Raw genomic sequence first — 21,381 nt, forward strand, 5'->3', positions numbered from 1 at the left:
ATGTCCGGCGCCTTAAAGCGTCGTCTTGCCCGGACATCGGCGCCGCTCGCGCCGGCGGCTCCTTGACCGGGCATTGTCCGCAAACCTTTCGCGGGCGGCAAACGCTCGTTTGCCAGGCCGGCCCGGTCGGGGGTGATAATCGCGGTTTGCCCGTGCCTGGGAGGGCATCCATGCTGCCTGCATCGCCGCCGCTTTCCGATCTCGACCTGCGCCGCGCCTCGGTCTGTCAGCTGCTGCACTGGCTGGCGGCCGGTCGCATCGGTCCCGAGCGCCTGGCCGAGGTGCACCTGGAGGCGATCGAGCGCATCGACCCGGCGCTCAACGCCTATGTCGACCTGCGCCCCGCGCTGGTGGCCGAGCAGGCGCGCGCGGCCGCGCAACGCCGGCGTGCGGGCGTGATCGGCCGGCTCGACGGCATCCCCATCGCGCTCAAGGACAACATCGACGTGGCCGGCGTGCCGACCCGCGCCGGTCTGCCCGGCCGCACCCGCCCGGCAGCGGCCGATGCCCGCGTGGTCGAGCGCCTGCGCGCCTGCGGCGCGGTGCTGCTCGGCAAGACCAACATGGACGAGGGCGCGCTCGGCGCGGCCACCGACAACCCGCACTTCGGCGCCACGCACAATCCCTGGCGCGCCGGTTACAGCGCCGGCGGTTCCTCCGGCGGCGCCGCGGCGGCGGTGGCGGCGGGGCTGGCCGCGGCGGCGATCGGCTCGGACAGCTTGGGTTCGATCCGCATCCCGGCGAGCTACTGCGGCGTGTATGCGCTCAAGCCCACGCACGGGGAGATTTCCACCTGCGGCCTGGTGCCGGCGGCGCGGCGGCTGGACAGCATCGGCCTGATCGCGCGCAGCGCGGACGATCTCACCGTGCTGCTGCAGACGCTGGCCGGCTACGACGCCGACGATCCGCGCTCGCGCCATCGCCGGGTGGCGTTCGCGCCGCCGGACTGGGAGCCCGGCCGCCTGCGCTACGGCGTGTTGCCGGACCTTGCCGCGCGCGGCGTCGAGGCGGCGGTGGTCGACGTGTTCGAGCGCGCGCTGGCGAAGCTGCCGGAAGATCTCGGCGAACGGTGCCGCGTGGATTTCACCGACTGGGATTTCGCGCGCACGCGCCGCGCCGGCTTCCTGTTGATGGAGGCGGAGATGCTCGACACCTTCGCCGCCGACCTCGCCGACGCGCGCCATCCGGTGTCGGCGCGGTTTCGCGCGCTGCTGGACTACGCCGCTGGTAAGAGTGCGGTCGACTACGTGCGCGCCGACCGCGTGCTCGATGCGGCCACCTTGAAGATGCGCCGCCTGTTCGCGCAGGTGGACGTGCTGATGCTGCCGACCACGCCGCGCGGCGCCTTTCCGCTCGGCGGCATCGAGCCGTCCGATCATGCCGACTTGACCGCCTTCGCCAGTCTGGCCGGTTGTCCGGCGGTGAGCCTGCCGATGGGCACCTTGCCCGACGGGCTGCCGGTCGGTCTGCAGCTGGTCGGCGCGCGCGGCGCGGACCTGCGGCTGCTGGAGCTGGCCGCGGTGTGTGCGTCGGTGCTGGACGCGGAGCCGGCCTACCCGGCGCGGGCGTGAATGCGCGCGGGGACGCCCTCGTCCGCCGGCCTGCCCGAGCACCCGTGCTGGCAGCGCCTGGCGCTGGCCGATGCGCGGCTGTGCCTGGCGCCGGCGTGGCTGCCCGCGGCGCGGGCCGATGCCCTGTTCGCCGAGCTGCACGCGACGTTGCCGTGGACGGTGCACTCGCTGCGCCTGTTCGGCCGCGAGGTCGCCGCGCCGCGCCTGAGCGCCTGGATCGGCGATGCCGACGCGCACTATGCCTACTCCGGCACGCGCTTTGCGCCGCAGCCGTGGACGCCGGCGCTGGCCAGTCTGCGCGATGCGTTGCAGAGGATTTGCGGCGCGCGCTTCAACAGCGTGCTCGCCAATCTCTATCGCGACGGCCGCGACGCGATGGGCTGGCACAGCGACGACGAACCCGAGCTCGGCCCGCGGCCGCTGATCGCCTCGGTGAGTCTCGGGGCGCCGCGTAGGTTCCTGCTGCGGCGCCGACGCCCGCGCGGCGAGCCGGCGCAACCTGCCGACACGCTGGCGCTGGTGTTGCCGCACGGCAGCCTGCTGCTGATGGCCGGCGACACCCAGCGTCATTACCGCCATGCGCTGCCGCGCACACGCGCGGCGGTCGGCGCACGGATCAATCTGACCTTTCGCCTGATCCTGCCGTCTGCACTGCGCTGAAGGTCCACGGCAGCACCTGCGCGGCCAGCGCGTCGGCCGCCGCGCCGAAGGCGGCGACCACCTGCGGCACCTCCTTGCCTTGAGCCGGTACGCGCGATTCGAAGCGGCGCATGGCGAGGATGCGCTGGGCGCCGGGACGGATCAGCTGGGCGTCGTAGCGGATCACCGCGACCGGCCGACCCTGCTCGTACTCGGCCTGGAAGGCGCGCAGGTTGCCGGTGAGCACATAGTCGGCCTGCAGGGCGTTCTCATCGAGGCTGAGCGCACGGATGCGCCCGTCGGCCTGGAAGGCGTCGAACAGGCGGTCGCGCAACAGCACCGGCATGCGTTCGTTCCAGCGCGCGCCGCGGTAGACGTTGAGTTCCTCGGCGGTGGGCAGCACCACGATGCGTGCGCCATCCAGACTGCTGCCGGCCTGCGGCGTATCCACCTGCAGCGACCAGGCCACCGGCGCGGCGGCCGTGGCGGTCCGCGTGGGGCCGCCGGGCAGGCGGTACACGGTCGGCGTCTCCGGCCTGGGCAGCACCGAACAGGCGCCGAGCAGCAGGGCGAGGGCGAGGACGGCGTGACGCGGCAGTGCGCTCATGGGACGAACTCCTTGGCCGGATCGCGGCCGAGCAGGTAGCCGGTCGGGTTCTCGTCGAGCCGGCGGGCGATGCCGCGCAGCGACTCGAGCGTGGCGCGCAGTTCGCGGATGGCCGGGCCGAGGTCGCCCATGCCCTTGATGCTGCCATCGAGCGCCTGATGGTTTTCCGCGAGCAGCGCATCGAGCCGGTTGGCCACGCGGTCCACCGCCGCCATCGCCGAGCGCGCGCTCTCCAGGGTGTCGCGGCCCTGCTGATCGAGCAGCCGGCTGGCGCGGGCGAGCGTGTCGTTGGCGGTGCGGCTGGCCTGGCCGAGATCGTGGATCAGCTGGACGATCGCCTCGCGCTCGCCGGCGACCGCCCCGGTGGCCTGATCCAGATGGTCGAGCGTGCGGCTGACGCGATCGACGTTCTCCGTCGAGAGCAGGTCGCCCAGCCGATCGACCACGTCGTTGATGTTGGAGAGGATGTCCTCGCCGTTGGCGAGCAGCTTGGACAGCGGCGAGGGCTCGGCGACGATCACCGGCGGGCGGCCGTCGCGCGAGACGAGCGGCGGCGCTTGGGGCGAGCCGCCGCTCAGCTGGATCACCGCCAGCCCGGTGATGCCGGTCAGCGCCAGCTTGGCGCGGGTGTCGGTACGCACCGGCGTGCCGGCGTCCAGGCGCACGCGCGCCAGCACGCGGCGCGGGTCCTGGGTGTCGAGCTTGAGCTGGGTGACGGTGCCGACGCGGATGCCGTTGTACTGCACCGCCGCGCCCTGCGAGAGTCCGCTCACCGGCTCGTTGAAGACGACCACATATTCCTGATAGGCGTCCTCGCTGCTGGACTTGGCCAGCCACAGCGCGAACAGCAGCGCGGCGACCGCGGTGGCCACCGTGAGCAGGCCGATCAGCACGTGATGCGCGCGGGTTTCCATGATGGGGTCAGCTCCTCGCCTCGTGGGTCGCCGCCGCGGCACGGCCGCGCGGTCCGTGAAAGTATTCCCGCACCCAGGGATCGTCGGCCCGTTCCACCTCGGCGAGCGTGCCGACCACCAGCACCTTCTTCTGCGCCAGCACGGCGACGCGGTCGCAGATGGTGTAGAGCGTGTCCAGATCGTGGGTGACCAGGAACACGGTGAGGTCGAGCGCATCGCGCAGGGTGAGCACCAGCTGGTCGAAGCCGGCCGCGCCGATCGGATCGAGCCCGGCGGTGGGCTCGTCCAGGAACAGGATCTCCGGATCGAGCGCCAGCGCGCGGGCGAGTGCGGCGCGCTTGACCATGCCGCCGGAAAGCTCGGCCGGAAGTTTTTCCGCGCTGTCGGCCGGCAGCCCGGTGAGGGCGAGCTTCACCGCGGCGAGCCCACGCGCCTCCTCGCGGTCGAGACCGGCGTGTTCGACCAGCGGTGTCTCCACGTTCTCGGCCACCGTCTGCGAGGAGAACAGCGCGCCGCGCTGGAACAGCACGCCGAAGCGCCGTTCGATCGCCGCGCGCCGCGCGCTCGGCAGCTCGAGCAGGTGCTCGCCGAACACGCGGATGTGGCCGGCGTTGGGCCGGCGCAGGCCGACGATGCTGCGCAGGAGCACCGACTTGCCGGTGCCCGAACCGCCGACCACGCCGAGAATCTCGCCGCGGCGCACGTCGAGGTCGAGATCCTGATGCACTACCTGGGCACCGAAGCGGTTGACCAGGCCGCGCACCTCGATCACCGGCGCCTGGTCACTCCGCGATGCGGGCTGGGCGTTCGCGGCGCTCACCAGTCCATCTCCATGTAGAACAGCGCGGCCAGCGCATCGAGCAGGATCACCATGAAGATCGACTGCACCACGCTCGATGTCGTGTGTTCGCCCACCGACTGCGCGCTGCCGCCGACCTTGAAGCCCTCCAGACAGCCGATCACCGCGATCACCACCGCGAACACCGGCGCCTTGACCAGGCCCAGGATGAAATGCCGCACGCTGACGTCCTGCTTGAACAGCTCCAGGAACATGCTCGGCGGAATGTCCAGCGATAGCGCGCACACCAGCATGCCGCCCAGGATGCCGGTCAGCATGCCGATGAAGGTGAGCATCGGCAGCGCCACCAGCAGCGCCAGCACGCGCGGCAGCACCAAGAGTTCCATCGGATCGAGGCCGAGCGCGCGGATCGCGTCGATCTCCTCGTTGGCCTTCATCGAGCCGATCTGCGCGGTGAAGGAGCTCGCGGTGCGGCCGGCGAGCAGGATCGCGGCGAGCAGCACGCCGAACTCGCGCAGGAACGAGAAGGTGACCAGGTCCACGGTGTACAGGGTGGCGCCGAAGTCCTTGAGCACGGTGGCACCGAGGAAGGCCACCACCGCGCCGACCATGAAGGTGAGCAAGGCCACGATCGGGATCGCGTCCATGCCGGTCTGCTCGATGTGGGCGGCCAGCGGCGTGATGCGCCAGCGCCGCGGACGCGGCAGCGTGCGCGCCCAGGTTTCCAGAGTCAGGCCCAGGAAACCGAGCAAGAGCCACAGCTGATGCCAGATCGCCTCCATCGCGCGGCCGATCTGCGCCAGCAGGGCGAGCCAGGCCGGCGGCTCGCGCCGCGGCGTGGCCGAGGCCCGCCACTGGCCGAGCGCCTGGCCGACGGTACCGAGCAGCGCGCGCTTGGCTGCGGGCAGGCGGGTGTCGGCGCTCGTCGACTCACCACCCAGCAGCCGGGCGAGCAGCGCCGCCCCGGCGGTGTCCAGCCGACCCAGCGCGGCGGTATCCAGCGTGAGCGGCGCGGGCAGCGGCTGCGGCAGGCGCTCGATCAAGGCACGCAGATCACGGTAATGCGCGAGCGTCCAGTCGCCCGCGATGCGCAGAGTCGGCGGCGCGGTCGCGGTATCGAGGGTGGCGTTGCCGGCGCGCTCTGCGGAATCCATGCCCGCCATTCTAGGCCGGTGCGGTCGCCGGCATGTGCACGGGCCGCGCCGCGCCGCGGCTTGGATTGCCCGCGGGGCGACGGCGATAATGCGCGCCTGCCCGAGGCTTTCCGGACCGCCGATGACCGCGCAACACACCGCACTCCACGCCACCCACCTCGCGCAGGGCGCGCGCATGATCGACTTCGGCGGCTGGGACATGCCGATCCACTACGGCTCGCAGATCGAGGAGCACCACGCGGTGCGCCGCGACGCCGGCATGTTCGACGTCTCGCACATGACCGTGATCGACCTGCACGGCCCGCGCACCCGCGAATTCCTGCGCCACCTGCTCGCCAACAGCGTGGACAAGCTGAAGACCGCCGGCAAGGCGCTCTACAGCTGCATGTTGAACGAACAGGGCGGCGTGATCGACGACCTCATCGTCTACTACTTCGACGATGCGCATTACCGGCTGGTGGTCAATGCCGCCACCCGCGCCAAGGACCTGGACTGGATCACCCGCCAGGCCGCGCCCTTCGGCGTGGAAGTGAAGGCACGGCCGGATCTGGCCATGATCGCGGTACAGGGGCCGAACGCGCGCGCCAAGGTACTCGGCCTGCTGCATGAGGGCGACCGCGCACGCATCGAAAAGCTCGCCCGCTTCAGCGCCGCCGCCGCGCAGGGGCCGCACGGCATGCCGCTGTTCATCGCCCGCACCGGTTACACCGGCGAGGACGGCTTCGAGATCATGCTGCCGAACGAACACGCCGCCGCGCTGTGGCAGGCGCTCACCGCGGCCGGCGTGCGTCCCTGCGGGCTCGGCGCGCGCGACACCCTGCGCCTGGAGGCCGGCATGAATCTGTACGGCCAGGACATGGACGAGTCGGTGACCCCGCTCGAGGCCGGGCTCGCCTGGACGGTGAGCTTCGACGAAGGCCGCGACTTCATCGGCCGCCGCGCGCTGGAGGCGCAGCGCGACGCCGGCGTGCCGCGCGTGACCGTCGGCCTGGTGCTGGACGACAAGGGCGTGCTGCGCCACGGCCAGAAAGTGTTTTCCGCCGCCGGCGAGGGCGAGATCCTGTCCGGCACCTTTTCGCCCACGCTCGGCAAGTCGATCGCGCTGGCGCGACTGCCGGCGGGCGATCCTGGCCCGGTCACGGTCGACCTGCGCGGCCGACGCGTGCCGGTGCGGGTGGTCAAGCCGCCGTTCGTGCGCGAGGGCCGCCCCGCGGTTTAGTTCTTGCCTGCCAACGCGTTGTCGCATCGCCGTGGCTAGAATGCGCGGCCTCTTTGCAGCTCCCAACCATCGGACCATACCCATGAGCGAGATTCCCGGCGACCTCAAGTTCCTCAAGTCCCACGAATGGGCCCGTCTCGAAGACGACGGCATCGTGCGCGTGGGCATTTCCGAGCATGCCCAGGAGCAGCTCGGCGATCTGGTCTACGTCGAGCTGCCCGCGCTCGGCACCGCAGTGAAGGCTGGCCACGCGGTGGCCGTGGTCGAGTCGGTGAAGGCCGCCTCGGACATCTATACGCCCGTCAGCGGCGAGGTGATCGAGGTCAACGAGCTGCTCGCCGACCGTCCGGAGCTCATCAACGAGGATCCCTACGGCGAGGGTTGGATCTTCGCGGTGCGCATCGCCGATCGCGGCGAGCTGGACGAGCTGCTCGACGCGGACGCCTACGCCGAACAGCTCGAGCAGGACGCGCATTGAGCGCATGAACGGCGTGCGGCATGCGCGAAGCGCGTGCCGCATCGTGCCGTCGGTCGAGCTTCGTTCATCTGCCGAACGCGCAGCCTCTGGTTGCGTTCCACGCAGGCGTCCGCGCCCGTGGATGGGCTGTGCGGTTTTGCCGCCATGCACGCCTTGAAGCCGCATGGCTGTGCGCTTTGCGCCGTCCGGGGAGTGATTGGCCCGTATTCCCTTTTGGACGTCTAGACGTCCTGTGTGGAAGTCTCCCCGGGGCGCCTTGAGTCCATCCGTGCAGCCGCCTTTGAGGCCTAAGGTGGCGCGCGTGGACGATTTTTTTACCGCAATCAATTGACAGTGGAAATATTCGGGAATAGCTTTCGCTTCGAATCGCGGGGACTAAAAAGAAACGTCATGTCGGCAAACAAATACATCGAGCCGTATGTCGAGCATGGGGAAAAAGCCAGTGCAGTACGCAAGATCACGGTGTCGATTCCCTTGCACGTGCTGCGTCTGCTTTCCGACGAACGCACGCGTCGTCAGGTGAATAATCTCAGGCATGCCACCAACAGCGATCTCTTGGTCGAGGCATTCCTGCATGCTTTTACTGGGCAACCACTGCCAACCGATGAGGAGCTGAGACGAACCATGGCCACTGCCAAGAAAGCCACTGTCAAGAAACCCGCGGCCAAAAAGGTCGCCAAGAAAACCACCGTCAAGAAGGCTGCCGTCAAGAAGCCGGTAGCCAAGAAACCGGCCGCCAAGAAGGCCGCCGTGAAGAAGACCGCCACCCCCGCCAAGAAGGCTGCCGCCAAGAAGCCGGCCGCCGCCAAGAAAAGCGTGGTCAAGAAGGTCGCCGTAAAGAAACTCCCCGCCAAGAAGACGGCGGCCAAGGCGGGCAAATCCGCCGCCGCGGCGAAATAATCCGTTCCACTGCTCGTCCACCATCAGGTTCCCCGGGCTTTCGCGGTGCCCAGCGCGCAAGCTTTCGAAGGGGCCATGCAAAGGCGTCCATTCGTCCCGGTTCATCCGGGACGTTTCATTTCAATGGACCTTTGAGCGTACGCTGGGGCCTGATTTGCCCGCTGGCCCGGATGCGGTAACCTTGGCGCCGCCTGCGCCGCGACGGTCATGGGGAACGTCGCCTCCTCAAAAGCACCGGGGGAATGGCGCGGAATCGCTCGTCCCATTCGACGGTGGGGTCCATGCATAGCCGATATCTTCCAGCGCGCGCCAGGTCGCAAGGCGCCATCCGGCCCATGACCCTGGCGGTCCTGGGCGTGCTCGTCGTCCTGGCGCTGGCGGCCTGGCTCCTGATCATCCGTCCGCACCAGGACCTGCTCGGCAGCGACGAGGGCGGTCGCGGCACGTCCGTACTTGCCGGCAAGGCCAAGGCCGGCCAGGCCGACAACGCCGGCGCCATGGACCTCGACCAGCTCCTGAGCGAGGCGCGCCGGGCGATGAACGAGCAGCGCTATCTTGCTCCGGCCGGCAACAACGCCTTCGAGTTCTATCTGAAGGCGCTCGAGCAACAGCCCAACAATGCCGTCGCGCTCGATGCCCTGCGCGAAACCTTTCCCTTTGCCGCCGGCATGGCCGAGCAGGCGATCAATGCGCGTGATTTCAACGAGGCCCAGCGTGAGATCGACCTGCTCGCCAAGGCCGATCCGACCAACTACACGGTGACCATCCTGCGTTCCAAGCTCGATGCGCAGCGTCGGCTGCAGGACAAGGAGCAGCAGGACGCCCAGGAACGCCAGCGTCAGCAGCAGCTGGCGGCGCAGAAGGCGGCGGAAGAGCGCGCGGCGGCGGAGCAGCAGGCGCAGCAGCCGAAAACCGCGCAGGAAACGCCACGCGCGCCCGAGGCGTCGCGGCCGCAGCCGACACGCGCCCCGGCGCCGGCGCCGGCCGAGGTCGCACAGACCGGCACCGCCGCTGCCAGCGCGCCCAGCGCCACCGAGGCGGTGCTGGAACGCTACGTGCCGCCACGCTATCCGACGCAGGCGCGGCGCGCCAACCAGGAAGGCTGGGTGGATGTCGAATACGACATCGATGCCGAGGGCAACGTCACCGATACCCGGGTGCTGGCCTCGCAGCCCAGGCACATGTTCGACCGCGAGGCGACCGAGGCCGTGCGGCGCTGGAAGTTCAAGCCTGCCACGCGCGACGGCACGCCGGTGGCGAGCCAGGGTCGGCGGCGGATCGAGTTCAAGCTGCAATGAACCGTCGCCGCGGCGGCGGCGCTTTTTCAGGAACGGTGCCGGCGGGCGCGATGGCTTGATGGTTTTTTCGCCGGCGCGGACTTTTTCTTTTTCGGCGGCGCCACCAGTGCGGGGGCATCGCTTTCCACGCCGGCCCAGTCCACGTGCGGCAGATCGAGCAGGCTGTCGAACACCATCGGCATCAAGCCCGAGGGGACCGGTCCGGCCGAGTTCCACAGCGTGACCACGCCGACGTGGTATTTGGGGAAGAAGCCGATCATGGTGCGGTAGCCTTCCACCGCGCCGGCATGGAAGATCAGCGTCTCGCCGCCGTATTCGAAGACACGCCAGCCGAGCGCGTAATGCGCGGCGGTGAGTCGCGCGCGGCGCCAGGGCGTGGAGTGCAATTCCACCGGCGTCGCCACGCCGGGTTTGTGCAGGGTTTCCAGCATCTCCGGCGTCAGCACGTCCGGTCGCCCGCCCATCTGCGCGATCAGCCATTGTTCCATGTCGCGCAGACTGGCATTGACGCCGGCCGCGGGCGCCACCCGGTAGTAGTTTTCCTTCGGCTCGAACGGCACCCAGCTGTGTCCGTAGGCTTTGTGCGGCCGCGCCCAGCTCGCGCTCGATTCCAGCGCGTCGCGGCCGTAGCTCGCGTTTTTCATGCCGAGCGGATAGAAGATGCGCTTGGCCACTTCGCGATAGAAGAAATCGCCGGTCATCGCGTAGACCACGTCGCCGATCAGGCTGAAGGCGATGTTCTGGTAGCCGTAGCACTGGCCGACGCCGCAGGAGAGATCGACCTCGTCCAGCCGGCGCACCAGCTCCTCGTAGGGGACGTCCTCCTCCAGCATGTTGTCGTAGGTGTTGCGCGGCAGGCCGATGCGCTGGCCGAGGATGTCGGCGACGGTGGCCTGCTCGGTGTCCGGCAGGCTCTTGAGCTTGAAGAACGGTACCGCGTCGACCAGTTTGGTATCCCAGCGCAGCTTGCCGTCGGCGACCAGGATCGCGGCGAGCCCGGTGGCGAAGGCCTTGGACAGCGAGGCCAGGCGGAACACCGTCTCGGGCGTGACCTTCTCGCCGCGGCCGGCATCGGCGTAGCCCAGCGTATGTTCGAAGGCGACCTTGTCGTCCACCACCACCGCGGTGGCCAGGCCCGCCACGGCATGCCGCGCGTCGAGGCGGTCCAGCCATTGCCGGTAGGCGGCAAGCGTGGCGGCCACGCGCGCGGCCGGCAGCTCGGCATGGCCGGGATGGGGCGTGGTATGTGCGCTGGCGGGCGTTGCGGCCCGCGCCGGGAGGGGGCACGACAGCCAGCCGCCGACCAGGCCGGCGATGAGCAAGAGCAGGGTACGAAACGGCATGAGGCGGGCGTGACCTGAAAAAGCGGGGCTCTCGGCACGCGGCACGTGCGTGTCCTTTGAGGCTGCGATTGTCCCGTACGCGCCGGCGCAGCGACAAGTTTTGCAAGACCCGCGCGCACCCTCATGTCGCGCGGCGCTGAGTGCGGAAGATCGGGCCGGCGTGCGCGGGCTGCTAGGCTTGCCCGCTGGCATCCCCGCCAGCCACGGGTCTTCGAGGGTGAGTGTCGTATCTGCCCACAGTGCCATGAAGCGCACGACCGCCATCGCGGCGCTCGCGTTCTTCTTCCTGATGACCTCGTACTACATGATCCGGCCGGTGCGCGATCAGCTGAGCGGCGCGCTCGGTTCGCGGCCGCTGCCGCTGTTCTATGGCGCCACCTTCCTGGTCATGCTGCTGCTGACGCCGCTGTTCGGCGGGCTGGTCGCCAGGTATCCGCGCAAGCGCCTGCTGGCCTCGAGCTACAGCTTTTTCATTGTCTGCCTGATCGCCTTCGTGCCGGCTTTCATGGTGCAGGACGAGATCGGCGCGCTGGCGCTGGGGCTGGTGTTCTATGTCTGGGTCAGCGTGTTCAACCTGTTCGTGGTCTCGCTGTTCTGGAGCTTCATGGCCGACGTGTTCGACAGCCATGCGGCGCGCGAGCGGTTCTCGCTGATCGCGCTGGGCGGCATGGGCGGGGCGATCTTCGGGCCGTTGCTGACGCGCCTCTTGGTGCATGCGCTCGGTGTCGCGCCGCTGCTGCTGGTCTCCGCCGCGGCGCTGCTCACGGCCTTGCTGCTGCTGCTTCGGCTGGCCGAGGACGGCGCGCAGCGCGCCCGCAACGCCGAGGTGATCGGCGGTTCGCTCTGGGCCGGGGTGAAGGAGCTCTGGACGCGTCCGTTCCTGCGCGCGATGGCCGTGCTGATGGTGCTGGGCGATGGCATCGGCACGCTGATCTATGCCCTGCTCGCCGACTACGCCAAGGCGCATTACGCCGACCGCGTGGCGCGCACGGATTTCTACAACAGCCTGGACCTGGCGACCAACCTGCTCGGCGCGGCGCTGCAGCTCACCCTCACGCGCTGGGTGCTGGTCCGCCGCGGTCCCGGCTGGGGGCTGGTGGTGCCGGCGCTGGTCAACGTGGCGCTGCTGATCCTGCTCGCCGTGCTCGGCAGCGGGACTGTCACCCTGGCCGGCGTCGCGGTGCCGGTGCTCGCCATCGTCATGGTCGGTTCGCGCGGTTTCGCCTACGGCATGACCAAGCCGGCGGCCGATGCGCTCTACACCCGCGTGCCGCGCGAGACCCGCTACAAGGGCAAGAACTTCGTCGAGACGGCGATCTGGCGTTTCGGCGACGTGGTGGTCACCAGCGCCGTCAACCTGCTCGCCGCCCTCGGCGTCGCTGTCACCGGCATGGCGGTGACGGGCGTCGGCGTGTCGGCCTTGAGCGCGTGGGTGGCGCGCCGCGCCGCCCACGCACCCGACCTGTCGCCCGAGCCGCCGGTGGCGCCGGCGCCGATGGCGCGTTGACGCGCGGGTTCAGCCGGTGATGTAGCGCTGCAGGGTGTCGATCTGCTCGGCCTGCTCATCGATCACCGCCTTGACCAGATCGCCGATCGAGACCACACCGACCACGCGCCCGTTCTCCACCACCGGCAGATGGCGGATACGGCTGTCGGTGCAAAGACGCATGCATTCCAGGACGTCGTATTCGGGCGTCACCGTGACCGGCGGGCTGCTCATGATCTCGTTGACCGGTGTCTGCGCCGAGGCGCGGCCCTTCAAGATCACCTTGCGCGCATAGTCGCGTTCGGAGATGACGCCGACCAGGGTCTCGCCGCGCATGACCAGCAGCGCGCCGACCCCGGCCTCGGCCATGTGCCTGAGCGCTTCCAGCACCGGCGTTTCCGGGGCGACCGCATAGACCGCGTTGCCCTTGCTTTGCAGTAGATGCCTCACCTGACGCATAGTCGTTGCTCCCATTCACCGCGGCTTGGGCGCCGCCCCTTTAAGGGCGAGTCTAGCGCCGTCCTTAAGGCTGTGGGCATGCAGGATCGCCGTGCTTTGCCGGGTCCATCGCATGCGCCAGGCCACATCCTTGCGATGGGCCGCGGACCGCAAGGGCGGTGCGGCTGTTCAGCGCGGCGGACGCGATTCCTCGATGAAATACAGCGGCCGGCGCTTGCTTTCGGCATAGTTGCGGCCCAGGTATTCGCCGATCACGCCCAGGGCGAAGAGCTGCATGCCGCCCAGGAACAGGATGACCAGCATCAGGGTCGGGTAGCCGCGCACCGGGTCGCCGTAGAGCAGCGCCTTGGTCAGCACCCACAGCCCGTAGACGAAAGCCAGCAGCGCGGCGGCCAAGCCCGCCCAGGTGGCGAGCCTGAGCGGCGCGGTGGAAAACGACGTGATGCCCTCGACCGCCAGATGCAGCAGGCGCCAGTAGTTCCACTGGCTGCGGCCGGCCTCGCGCGGGGCGCGGTCGTAGTACACCGCGCTCTGCCGGTAGCCGATCCAGGCGAACAGGCCCTTCATGAAGCGCTGGCGTTCGCGCAGCTGGGCGAGCGCGTCCAGCGCGCGTCGCGAGAGCAGGCGGAAATCGCCGGTGTCGCGCGGCATCGGCGTCTCGGCGAGGCGCTCCATCAGCCGGTAGAACGCCGCCGCGGTGAAGCGCTTGAACCAGCTCTCGCCGGCGCGGGCGCGACGCGTGGCGTAGACCACGTCGTCGCCGGCCTGCCAGCGCGCGACGAGCTCGGGGATGAGTTCGGGCGGATCCTGCAGGTCGGCGTCGATCACCACCGCCGCGCCCTCGCGGACCTGGTCGAGGCCGGCGGTGAGCGCGGCCTCCTTGCCGAAGTTGCGCGAGAGCCGGATCGCGCCGACCCGCGCATCGTGCGCGGCGAGCGTGGCGATCACCGCCCAGCTCGCATCCGTGCTGCCGTCGTCGACGTAGAGCACGGTGCAGGCGAGCGGCAGACGGTCGAGCACCGCGGCGAGCCGGCGATGGAAACGTTCGAGCACGGCCGCCTCGTTGTAGGCGGGGACGACGATGGTCAGTTGCGTCATGCGCACTCCCGAGGCAAGGCTCGCGGCATGCTAGCCAAAAGCGGCCGCGCGCTTGCGATCAATGGTCCAGACGCGCGAGGTAGGCCGGGCCGCCGAGGTGCTGCATCTGGCGCAGGATCCAGGCGCTACGCCGCAGCACGTAGGGGCTCGGCCGGTCGGCATGCAGCCGGCGCGGATTGGGCAGCACCGCGGCCAGCCGGGCCGCCTGTTCGGGACCGAGCTGGCCGGGCGGGACGCGGAAGAACGCCGCGCTGGCCGCGCCGGTGCCGTAGATGCCGTCGCCCAGCTCGGCGATGTTGCAGTACACCTCCAGAATGCGCCGCTTGGGCCACAGCGTCTCGATCAGGACGGCGAAGTACGCTTCCAGGCCCTTGCGCACGAAGCTGCGCCCGTTCCACAGGAAGAGGTTCTTGGCCACCTGCTGGCTGATCGTGCTGGCGCCGCGCAGCCGGCGGCCTTCGTCGGCGGCATCCAGCGCATCCTGGATGGCGTCGAAGTCGAAGCCGTGGTGGAACGGGAACTTCTGGTCCTCCCCCGCCATCATGGCGAGCGGCACCCACGGCGAGAGCTCGTTCCAAGGCGTCCAGCGGTAGTGCAGGGTGAAGTCGTGCTCGCCGTGCAGCACCGCGGCCACGCGCCGTTCCATCATCATCGCCGAGGTCCATGGCGGCACGAAGCGCAGCACCAGCACGACGAGCACCGACACGCCGAACCATGCCGCGATCAGCACGATGAAAGTACGCAGCAGACGGCGTGGCAACGAAGGCATGGCATACCGGTCAGGGGAAGATGGCGGCCAGCATAGCCATTGCGGCGGACACGGACAGGCCCCATCTATCAGCACCTGCAAGCATGAGGATGGACAAGCCTTGAAAACGACTTTGGGCGAAGACGTACTGCACCGTTTCCTGCTGGAGCGCGCCGGCGTGCGTGGTGCGCTGGTGCGACTGGGGTCGGCCTGGCATGCGGTGGCCGGCCGTGCCGGTTATCCGGAGGCGTTGCGCGAGCTGCTCGGCCAGTCGCTGGCCGCCAGCGCGCTGCTCACCGGCAACATCAAGTTCGAAGGCGCGCTGTCGATCGAACTCAAGAGCGGCGGCCCGCTGCGGCTGCTGTTCGCCGAGTGCACCGAGCGCGGCCGTCTGCGCGGTCTTGCCCGCTGGGACGAGCCGCTGCCGGCGGCGCTCGATCTTTCCGCGCTGCCCGAGGCGGTGATGGCGATCACCATCGGCCATGCCGAGCGCGGTCAGCGGTACCAGGGCCTGATCGACCTGCGTGGCGCGGACCTGGGCGGTGCCCTGGAAGGCTATTTCGCCCAGTCCGAGCAGCTGCCCTCGCGGCTGCTGCTGGCTGCGGACGATGCGCATGCGGTGGGCTTGCTGCTGCAACAGCTGCCGGGCGAGGGCGGCCATGACGTGCCGGTCGACGAGGACGGCTGGAACCGCGTGCTGCAGCTCACCGCCACCCTGGGCGATGCGGAGCTGTTGGCGACCACGCCCGAGCAACTGCTCTATCGCCTCTACCACGAGGAATCGGTGCGCCTGTTCGAGCCGCGGCCGCTGGCCTTCGGCTGCAGCTGCAGCCGCGAACGGGTAGAGGCAGTGCTGCGCGCGCTAGGGCCGGCAGAGGTGGAGGCCGCGCTCGCCGCCAACGACGGCGAGATCGAGGTGACGTGCGAGTTCTGCGCCACGCGCTACCACTTCGACCGCATCGATGCCGAGCACCTCTTGAGCGGCGGCGCCGAGGGCAGCGATACGCTGCAGTGACGGCGACCGCCCGACCGCCCGACCGGTCGCTCAGGGCGCGCCTTCGAGCCAGACTTCGGCCGGCTGCGGGCGCGCGAACAGAAAACCCTGCGCATAGCGGCAGCCGAGTTCCAGGAGGCGCCTGCGCTGGTGCTCGTTCTCGATGCCCTCGGCGATCACCTGCATGCGCATGGAGTCGGCCAGCACCTGGATCGCGCGCACCACCGCCACCGACTGGTTCTCGCCGTGATCGGGCAGACCGTTGATGAAGGAGCGGTCGATCTTGAGCGTGTCGAACGGATACTGGTGCAGATAGCTCAGCGACGAGTAGCCGGTGCCGAAATCGTCCAGCGCGATGCCCACGCCGTGCGTGCGCAGGTTCTCCAGGATGCGTTTGACCTGCGCGGGGTTGTCGAGCAGCGCGTTCTCGGTCACCTCCACGCGCAGGCTGCGCGGCGCCACGCCGTGGCGGCGCAAGAGGTCGAGCAGACGGCTGTCCAAGTCCGGCAGGCGGAAATGCCGGGCGGACACGTTGATGCTGACGAAACCGTTCGCGCCGGCCAGCGCCGGCAGCTTCGTCATCACCTGGGTGAACATCTGCCGGTCGATGCTCTCCGCGCAACCGCTTTCCTCGGCCACCGCCAGGAATTCGCCGGGCGCGAGCAGGCCGCGTTCGGGATGGTTCCAGCGCAGCAGCGCCTCGTAGCCGACCACGCGGCCGTCGGCGAGCGCCACCACCGGCTGGTAGAACGGCACGAACTCGTTGCGTGCCAGCGCGCGGCGCAGATCGCCTTCCATCTCCAGCAGCGACAGCGCCTCGCGGCGCAGGCGGTCGTCGAACAGGGCGGCGCGGTGGCGGCCCTGGTCCTTGGCGTTGTACATCGCCGCATCGGCGTCGCGCAGCAGCTCCTCGGCGCGCTGGTAGTGCGGGCTGGGCAGGGCGATGCCGATCGAGGCCGAAGTGAAGATCTCCTTGGCGCCGAGCCGGAACGGCACCTGCAGCTCGCCGATGATGCGCTCGGCGACCTGGCGCGCATTGCCGGCGTCGCGGATGCCTTCCAGCAGCACGGCGAACTCGTCGCCGCCCAGGCGCGCGACCACGTCGCGGGTCTTGAGGCACGCACGTACGCGGCCGCCGACCTGGAACAGCAGGTCGTCGCCGACCAGATGGCCGACCGAATCGTTGATGACCTTGAAACGGTCGAGGTCGATGAACAGCACCGCGAACAGCTCCAGCGGGTTGGCCTGGTAGCGCTGCAGCGCCTGTTCGAGCCGCTGCAGCAGCAGGGTGCGGTTGGGCAGGCCGGTCAGCGAATCGTGCAGGGTTTCGTATTTGAGCCGGCGTTCCACGCGCTCGCGTTCGGCGATCTGCTCGCGCAGGTCGCGGTTGGCCAGCGCCAGCGCGCGGGTGCGCTCGGCGACGCGGCGTTCCAGGCTGGTGTAGGCCTGCTTGAGCGATTCGGCGCTGTGTTTGCGCTGCAGGGCGTTGGCGACGTGGTAGCCGACGAAGGTCAGCAGTTCCTGGTCGCGGGTGTTGTAGGTGTGTTCGGAACTGTAGCTTTGCACCGCGAGCACGCCGACCGAACGGCCGCCGGCCTTGAGCGGCACGCCGAGCCAGCACACCGCAGTGGCGCCGACATGCGCGATCTCGCCCTGGGCGACCAGCTGCTCGATGTCCGCGGGCGCGGCCAGCAGGGGCTTGCCGTGGCGCAGCACGTATTCGGTCACGCCGCGGCCGTGGCGGCGCGGCGCGCGGTTGCTGTCGATCTCGTCCACCGAGTAGGGGAAAGTCAGCAGCTGGGTGGCCTCGTCGAGCAGCGCGATATAGAAGTTGCGCGCATACAGCAGCCCGCCGATGACGCGATGCACCTCGGCGTAGAAGTCGTCCAGGCTCTCGGAATGGTTGGCCAGCTCGGCGATGCGGAACAGTGCCGCCTGCAGCCGCTCGCCGCGCTGGCGCTGCAGCACCTGCTGGCGCAGCACGCGGTTGGTCTCGCGCAGCGCCGCGGTGCGCTCGGCCACGCGGCGCTCCAGTTCCGTCTGCGCCTGGCGGCGTTCCAGCGCGGCCTGGATGTGCTGCGCCACGTAATTGAGCAGCTCGCCGTCCTGCGCCGTATAGAACGTGTCGGCGCGGTAGCTCTGCACCACGATGGCGCCCACGGTGCGCTGGTCGCGCAGCAGCGGTACGCCCAGCCAATAGGTGCAGGCCGGTCCGATCGGCTGGAAACGCTCCTCCAGCTGTGCGGCGAGTTCCTCGAAGGAGCCCATCAGCGGCTGGGTGCGCCTCAGCAGGTGCCAGGTCAGGCTGTGTTCGAGCTCCTTGAGCGGAATGCGCACGTCCGGCGCCGGCGGGGCGGTGTCCACGGTGTCCACGTAGTACGGAAAGCGCACGCTGTCGTGGGCTTCGTCGTACAGGGCGATGTAGAAGTTTTCTGCATACATCAGGCTGCCGACGATGCCGTGCAGTTCGCGCAGCATCTGCGCCATGTCGGTGTGCACGTTGGCGGCCTGTTCGGCGATCGCGTACAGCGCCCGTTGCAGGCGCTCGGCCAGGGCCAGGCGCGAGATCGCCTCGTACAGCCGGCTGGTCTCGCTCTGCTGGCGCAGGCGCACGCTGGCGAGGCGTCCGAACCAGGTGAGGAGCTCGCGCACGGCCGGGTGCGGGGGCTCGCCCTCCCAGTGCAGGCTGAGCACCCGCAGACCGTGCGCGTCTTCGGCCAGATCCAGCCCCTGCGCGGGCGGCGCCTCGTCCGGCATGCGCCAGTCCAGGCGGCCGGCGATGCCGCATTCGGCCACCATCGCCTCGCAGATCTCCACCACGCTGGCGGCGTCCGGCGCGGCAAAGAGCTGCTCCACGGCATCGCGCAGCACGGTCGGCTGCCAGCCTGCACTGACCGGGCGAAGCAGACTCACGGGCGGCGCGGGACCTGTCGGCAAGATGGCGTTCCCCATTGGCAATGGCGCGTGACTATAGCCAAGCCGGGCCCTTGCCGATAGCGCGGTGGGAACGGACGGCGCCGCCGGCGGTCGAAGCAGGCGCGGCATCTTGTCTTGCGCCGGTCATCGACCGTTGTTATATAAAAGTAAAATGCGTTACGATGCCGGAATGTTAGGAAGTCGTTTGCCGCCGGAGTACTGCGGGTAGCTCGTATGCGTCGTCTTGGGCCCTTCATTGCGTTGACCTGCGTGTCGCTCGCCGCGGCAGGGCCCGTCATGGCCGCGCGTCCGCGCTCGGCGGCCCATCCGCCGGCCCAGGTCGCGCTGCAGACGACCCCCGCGCCGACGCCCGCCCTGGCCGGCGGCTACGCCGAGCCGCTGTGGCAGAGCGCCGGCGGACAAAGCTTCAGCCTGACCGCCAATCAATACGATGCCGGCGATGCCTTCGAGCGCGCCCGCCAGCCCTTGCCGCTCGGCGTGGTCGGCATGGGTCCGGCGACCGTCACCAGCCTCAACTACGGCCTGGACAACCATCTGCAGCTGCATGCCGGCGTCGGCCGCCAGCAGTGGATCGGCTCGCCACTCACGCTCTACAGCAACGACGTCGGCGCCACCTATCACGGCGACGGCTACAGCATGGACCTCTCCGTGAGCACCACCGACGCGCCGCGCGTGCCGGTCCTGCCGCGCGTGCTGCCGGGTGTGCCGGGCGTCGGCGGACTGAGCGAATTCGACGGCAGCACCCATTTCAACGCCCAGGGTCGCTTCGCCCTGGATGCCCGCAGCGGCATCGACTTGGGGGCCAGCGTGGGCCGCATCCGGCTGCTGCCCGGCAATCTGCTCGGCACCAACGTGCTCGATCAGAAGACGGTGAGCTTCGGCGTGGACCACGGTCCCTTGAGCGGCGCCATCGTCGGGCGCACGCTGCGTCCGAGCATTCCCGGCAACGGCAGCATCGACCGGCGCTGGAACAGCATCGATCTCGGCGTGACCGTGCGCCTGCCCTGGCAGGGCGAGATCAGCATCGGCGCGCAGAACCTGTGGTCCTCCGGTAGCCCGGCCAACGGTCCGGTGGGCGCCGAGCCGGATCAATCGCGCACGCCCTACGTGCAGTATCACCAGGATCTTTAGAGCACCCATCGCCGGCCTTGACCTGCGACCTGGGCCGCCACGGTTTTTCAGGCCGGAATCAGCGTGCCGATCATGTGCTCGACGTAGGCCTCGAAGTCCTCGTGGCTCATGCGCGGCAGCCCCAGGGTGAAATGGAGCTGCAGGAAGCCGACATAGGCGGCATAGGTGAGCCGCGCGCGGTTGAGCGCCTCCTTGGGCGGCAGCCCCGCCTCGCGGAAGGCGGTGGTGAGGAACTCGGTGCGCCGCTGCGAGACCCGCGCCATCACCGGCACCACCAGCGGATGGTCCAGCGCCTTGAGCAGCGCCGCGTACACCTTGTGCGGCTGCACCTCGTGGGCGACGCGGCGGAACAGTTCGACCAGACGCACGCGCGGGTCGGCGATGGTTTCGATCTGGGCGATCACCTCGCGTTCGCCGTATTGCTCCCAGCGCTCCAGCGCGGCCTTGAGCAGGGCCTCGCGGGTGCGGAAATGCCAGTAGAAACTGCCCTTGGTGACGCCCAGACGCCGGGCCAGCGCCTCCACCGCGAGCGCGCCCACGCCCTGTTCGGCCATGAGTTCCAGCGCGGCGTCTTCCCAATTTTCGGCGGACAGGCGGCTGCGTTCGGGTTTGGCGCTCGCGTTCATGCCGGCATGGTAGTCCCGGCGCGCGGCTTTGCAATCGGTGCGCAGCGAGGCGTGGTGATCGCGGGCCGTGTTGGTTGACGCCGCCTTCGCAGCCAATCCATACTCAAGCGTATGGTGCATCTTGCGTCCGAACCTTTCATGGAGACCGCCGCCGACGGCCTGCCGCTGGCGGGCGAGATCTGGCAGCCGCATGGCGCGCCGGCCGTGCTGTTCGCGCACGGGTTGGGACAGACGCGTCTGGCCTGGCGCGGTGCGGCGGCGGCCCTGGCCGCGCGCGGCCATCGCTGCGTGAGCTTCGACAGCCGCGGCCACGGCGAAAGCGGCCGCGTCGCTGGCGGCGGCTACGCGCTCGAGCAGTTCGCCGCCGACCTCAGGCAGATCGCGGGGCGGCAGCCGCAGCCGCCGATCCTGATCGGCGCCTCCATGGGCGGCCTGCTCGGCCTGCTCCTGGCCGGCGAGCTGCGGCCAGCGCCGTTTCGCGCGCTGGTGCTGGTGGATATCACCCCGCGCTGGGAGAGCAGCGGCGTGGCGCGCATCCTCGACTTCATGCAGGCCCACGCGGACGGTTTCGCCGATTACGCCGAGGCGGCCGACCGCATCGCCGCCTATCTGCCGCAGCGGCGCGAACGCAAGCGCGAGGATCAGCTCAGGCCGCTCCTGCGCCGGGGCGAGGACGGCCGCCTGCGCTGGCATTGGGATCCGGCCCTGCTGTCCGGCCTGGCGCAGGAAAGCGCGCGGCACCAGCCGCGGCTGCTCGCCGCCGCCGCGCGGGTGGCGGTGCCGGTGCTGCTGCTCTCCGGTTCGCGCAGCGACGTGGTCTCGCGCGCCACGGTGGCGGAGTTCCTGGCGCTGGTGCCGCATGCGCGGCACGTCGAGGTGCCCGGCGCCACGCACATGCTGGCGGGTGATGCCAACGACGACTTCACCGCGGCGATCGGCGCCTTCATCGATACGCTCGACGGGGCCGCCCGGCCCTGATC

General features: G+C 69.7%; 20 protein-coding genes. 10 read left to right on the plus strand and 10 right to left on the minus strand.

The window, feature by feature from the left end; translation table 11 throughout:
* Positions 1–170: 170 nt before the first annotated feature.
* Positions 171–1,571: an amidase gene (locus tag ALSL_RS01035; RefSeq protein ID WP_425478997.1), complete on the plus strand. Its 1,401-nt coding sequence runs from the start codon at positions 171–173 to the stop codon at positions 1,569–1,571.
* Positions 1,572–2,231, plus strand: a complete 660-nt coding sequence (locus tag ALSL_RS01040; protein ID WP_126535827.1) for an alpha-ketoglutarate-dependent dioxygenase AlkB family protein — start codon at positions 1,572–1,574, stop codon at positions 2,229–2,231. It abuts the gene before it with no gap.
* On the opposite strand, the gene ALSL_RS01045 is transcribed toward ALSL_RS01040, so the two are convergent.
* Genes ALSL_RS01045 through ALSL_RS01060 form a run of 4 tightly spaced genes read right to left on the minus strand, consistent with a single transcriptional unit; the run spans position 2,188 to position 5,684 of the window.
* Entirely contained in the window at positions 2,188–2,817 is a 630-nt protein-coding gene (locus ALSL_RS01045) for an ABC-type transport auxiliary lipoprotein family protein (protein ID WP_126535829.1), read from the minus strand. The two genes, ALSL_RS01040 and ALSL_RS01045, sit on opposite strands and share 44 nt — an antisense overlap.
* Positions 2,814–3,731 carry an MlaD family protein gene (locus tag ALSL_RS01050; RefSeq protein WP_126535831.1) on the minus strand — a complete coding sequence of 306 codons (918 nt, stop codon included), beginning with the start codon at positions 3,729–3,731 and terminating at the stop codon, positions 2,814–2,816. Before ALSL_RS01050 ends, ALSL_RS01045 begins: the two co-directional genes overlap by 4 nt.
* Positions 3,732–3,738: 7 nt before the next feature.
* Positions 3,739–4,554, minus strand: a complete 816-nt coding sequence (locus ALSL_RS01055) for an ABC transporter ATP-binding protein (RefSeq protein ID WP_425479008.1) — start codon at positions 4,552–4,554, stop codon at positions 3,739–3,741.
* Positions 4,548–5,684, minus strand: a complete 1,137-nt coding sequence (locus ALSL_RS01060) for an MlaE family ABC transporter permease (RefSeq protein WP_126535833.1) — start codon at positions 5,682–5,684, stop codon at positions 4,548–4,550. The genes ALSL_RS01055 and ALSL_RS01060 overlap by 7 nt, the downstream gene beginning before the upstream one ends.
* 121 nt (positions 5,685–5,805) lie before the next feature.
* Here ALSL_RS01060 and gcvT point away from each other — a divergent pair, with 121 nt between their 5' ends.
* The 4 genes from gcvT (at position 5,806) to ALSL_RS01080 (ending at position 9,579) form a co-directional block, all read left to right on the plus strand.
* Complete coding sequence (gcvT, locus tag ALSL_RS01065; protein WP_126535835.1) at positions 5,806–6,903, plus strand: glycine cleavage system aminomethyltransferase GcvT; 1,098 nt, start codon at positions 5,806–5,808, stop codon at positions 6,901–6,903.
* 82 nt (positions 6,904–6,985) lie between these two features.
* Positions 6,986–7,381 (plus strand): glycine cleavage system protein GcvH, encoded by a 396-nt coding sequence (gene gcvH, locus ALSL_RS01070; protein ID WP_126535837.1) that lies wholly within the window; start codon positions 6,986–6,988, stop codon positions 7,379–7,381.
* A gap of 390 nt (positions 7,382–7,771) precedes the next feature.
* Positions 7,772–8,281 carry a met regulon transcriptional regulator MetJ gene (gene metJ, locus ALSL_RS13795; RefSeq protein WP_126535839.1) on the plus strand — a complete coding sequence of 170 codons (510 nt, stop codon included), beginning with the start codon at positions 7,772–7,774 and terminating at the stop codon, positions 8,279–8,281.
* Positions 8,282–8,616: 335 nt separating this feature from the next.
* Positions 8,617–9,579 carry an energy transducer TonB gene (locus ALSL_RS01080; protein WP_231700252.1) on the plus strand — a complete coding sequence of 321 codons (963 nt, stop codon included), beginning with the start codon at positions 8,617–8,619 and terminating at the stop codon, positions 9,577–9,579.
* A gap of 26 nt (positions 9,580–9,605) precedes the next feature.
* On the opposite strand, the gene ALSL_RS01085 is transcribed toward ALSL_RS01080, so the two are convergent.
* Positions 9,606–10,922, minus strand: coding sequence for a serine hydrolase domain-containing protein (locus ALSL_RS01085; protein ID WP_126535843.1), 1,317 nt, complete (start codon positions 10,920–10,922; stop codon positions 9,606–9,608).
* A gap of 244 nt (positions 10,923–11,166) precedes the next feature.
* On the opposite strand from ALSL_RS01085, the gene ALSL_RS01090 reads away from it, so the two are divergent.
* Positions 11,167–12,429: an NTP/NDP exchange transporter gene (locus ALSL_RS01090; RefSeq protein ID WP_126535845.1), complete on the plus strand. Its 1,263-nt coding sequence runs from the start codon at positions 11,167–11,169 to the stop codon at positions 12,427–12,429.
* 9 nt (positions 12,430–12,438) lie between these two features.
* Here ALSL_RS01090 and ALSL_RS01095 read toward each other — a convergent pair whose 3' ends face one another.
* The 3 genes from ALSL_RS01095 to mtgA form a co-directional block, all read right to left on the minus strand.
* Positions 12,439–12,867: a CBS domain-containing protein gene (locus ALSL_RS01095; protein ID WP_126535847.1), complete on the minus strand. Its 429-nt coding sequence runs from the start codon at positions 12,865–12,867 to the stop codon at positions 12,439–12,441.
* 168 nt (positions 12,868–13,035) lie between these two features.
* Positions 13,036–13,965: a glycosyltransferase family 2 protein gene (locus ALSL_RS01100; RefSeq protein ID WP_126535849.1), complete on the minus strand. Its 930-nt coding sequence runs from the start codon at positions 13,963–13,965 to the stop codon at positions 13,036–13,038.
* Positions 13,966–14,023: 58 nt separating this feature from the next.
* Positions 14,024–14,734 (minus strand): monofunctional biosynthetic peptidoglycan transglycosylase, encoded by a 711-nt coding sequence (gene mtgA / locus ALSL_RS01105; protein WP_126535851.1) that lies wholly within the window; start codon positions 14,732–14,734, stop codon positions 14,024–14,026.
* Between the two features lie 100 nt (positions 14,735–14,834).
* Here mtgA and hslO point away from each other — a divergent pair, with 100 nt between their 5' ends.
* A complete protein-coding gene (gene hslO, locus ALSL_RS01110) occupies positions 14,835–15,728 on the plus strand; it encodes an Hsp33 family molecular chaperone HslO (protein WP_231700253.1) in 894 nt (297 codons plus the stop codon).
* A gap of 30 nt (positions 15,729–15,758) precedes the next feature.
* Here hslO and ALSL_RS01115 read toward each other — a convergent pair whose 3' ends face one another.
* Positions 15,759–18,620, minus strand: a complete 2,862-nt coding sequence (locus tag ALSL_RS01115) for a bifunctional diguanylate cyclase/phosphodiesterase (protein ID WP_231700254.1) — start codon at positions 18,618–18,620, stop codon at positions 15,759–15,761.
* 300 nt (positions 18,621–18,920) lie between these two features.
* Here ALSL_RS01115 and ALSL_RS01120 point away from each other — a divergent pair, with 300 nt between their 5' ends.
* Positions 18,921–19,775 (plus strand): hypothetical protein, encoded by an 855-nt coding sequence (locus ALSL_RS01120; protein WP_126535857.1) that lies wholly within the window; start codon positions 18,921–18,923, stop codon positions 19,773–19,775.
* 47 nt (positions 19,776–19,822) lie between these two features.
* On the opposite strand, the gene ALSL_RS01125 is transcribed toward ALSL_RS01120, so the two are convergent.
* Positions 19,823–20,401 carry a TetR/AcrR family transcriptional regulator gene (locus ALSL_RS01125; RefSeq protein ID WP_126535859.1) on the minus strand — a complete coding sequence of 193 codons (579 nt, stop codon included), beginning with the start codon at positions 20,399–20,401 and terminating at the stop codon, positions 19,823–19,825.
* 138 nt (positions 20,402–20,539) lie between these two features.
* Between ALSL_RS01125 and ALSL_RS01130 the strand changes: the two genes are divergently transcribed.
* Positions 20,540–21,379, plus strand: a complete 840-nt coding sequence (locus tag ALSL_RS01130; RefSeq protein WP_231700255.1) for an alpha/beta fold hydrolase — start codon at positions 20,540–20,542, stop codon at positions 21,377–21,379.
* Positions 21,380–21,381 lie beyond the last annotated feature (2 nt).

Origin of the sequence: Aerosticca soli (assembly GCF_003967035.1) — a bacterium.
In the GTDB taxonomy this organism is placed as follows: Bacteria; Pseudomonadota; Gammaproteobacteria; order Xanthomonadales; family Rhodanobacteraceae; genus Aerosticca; species Aerosticca soli.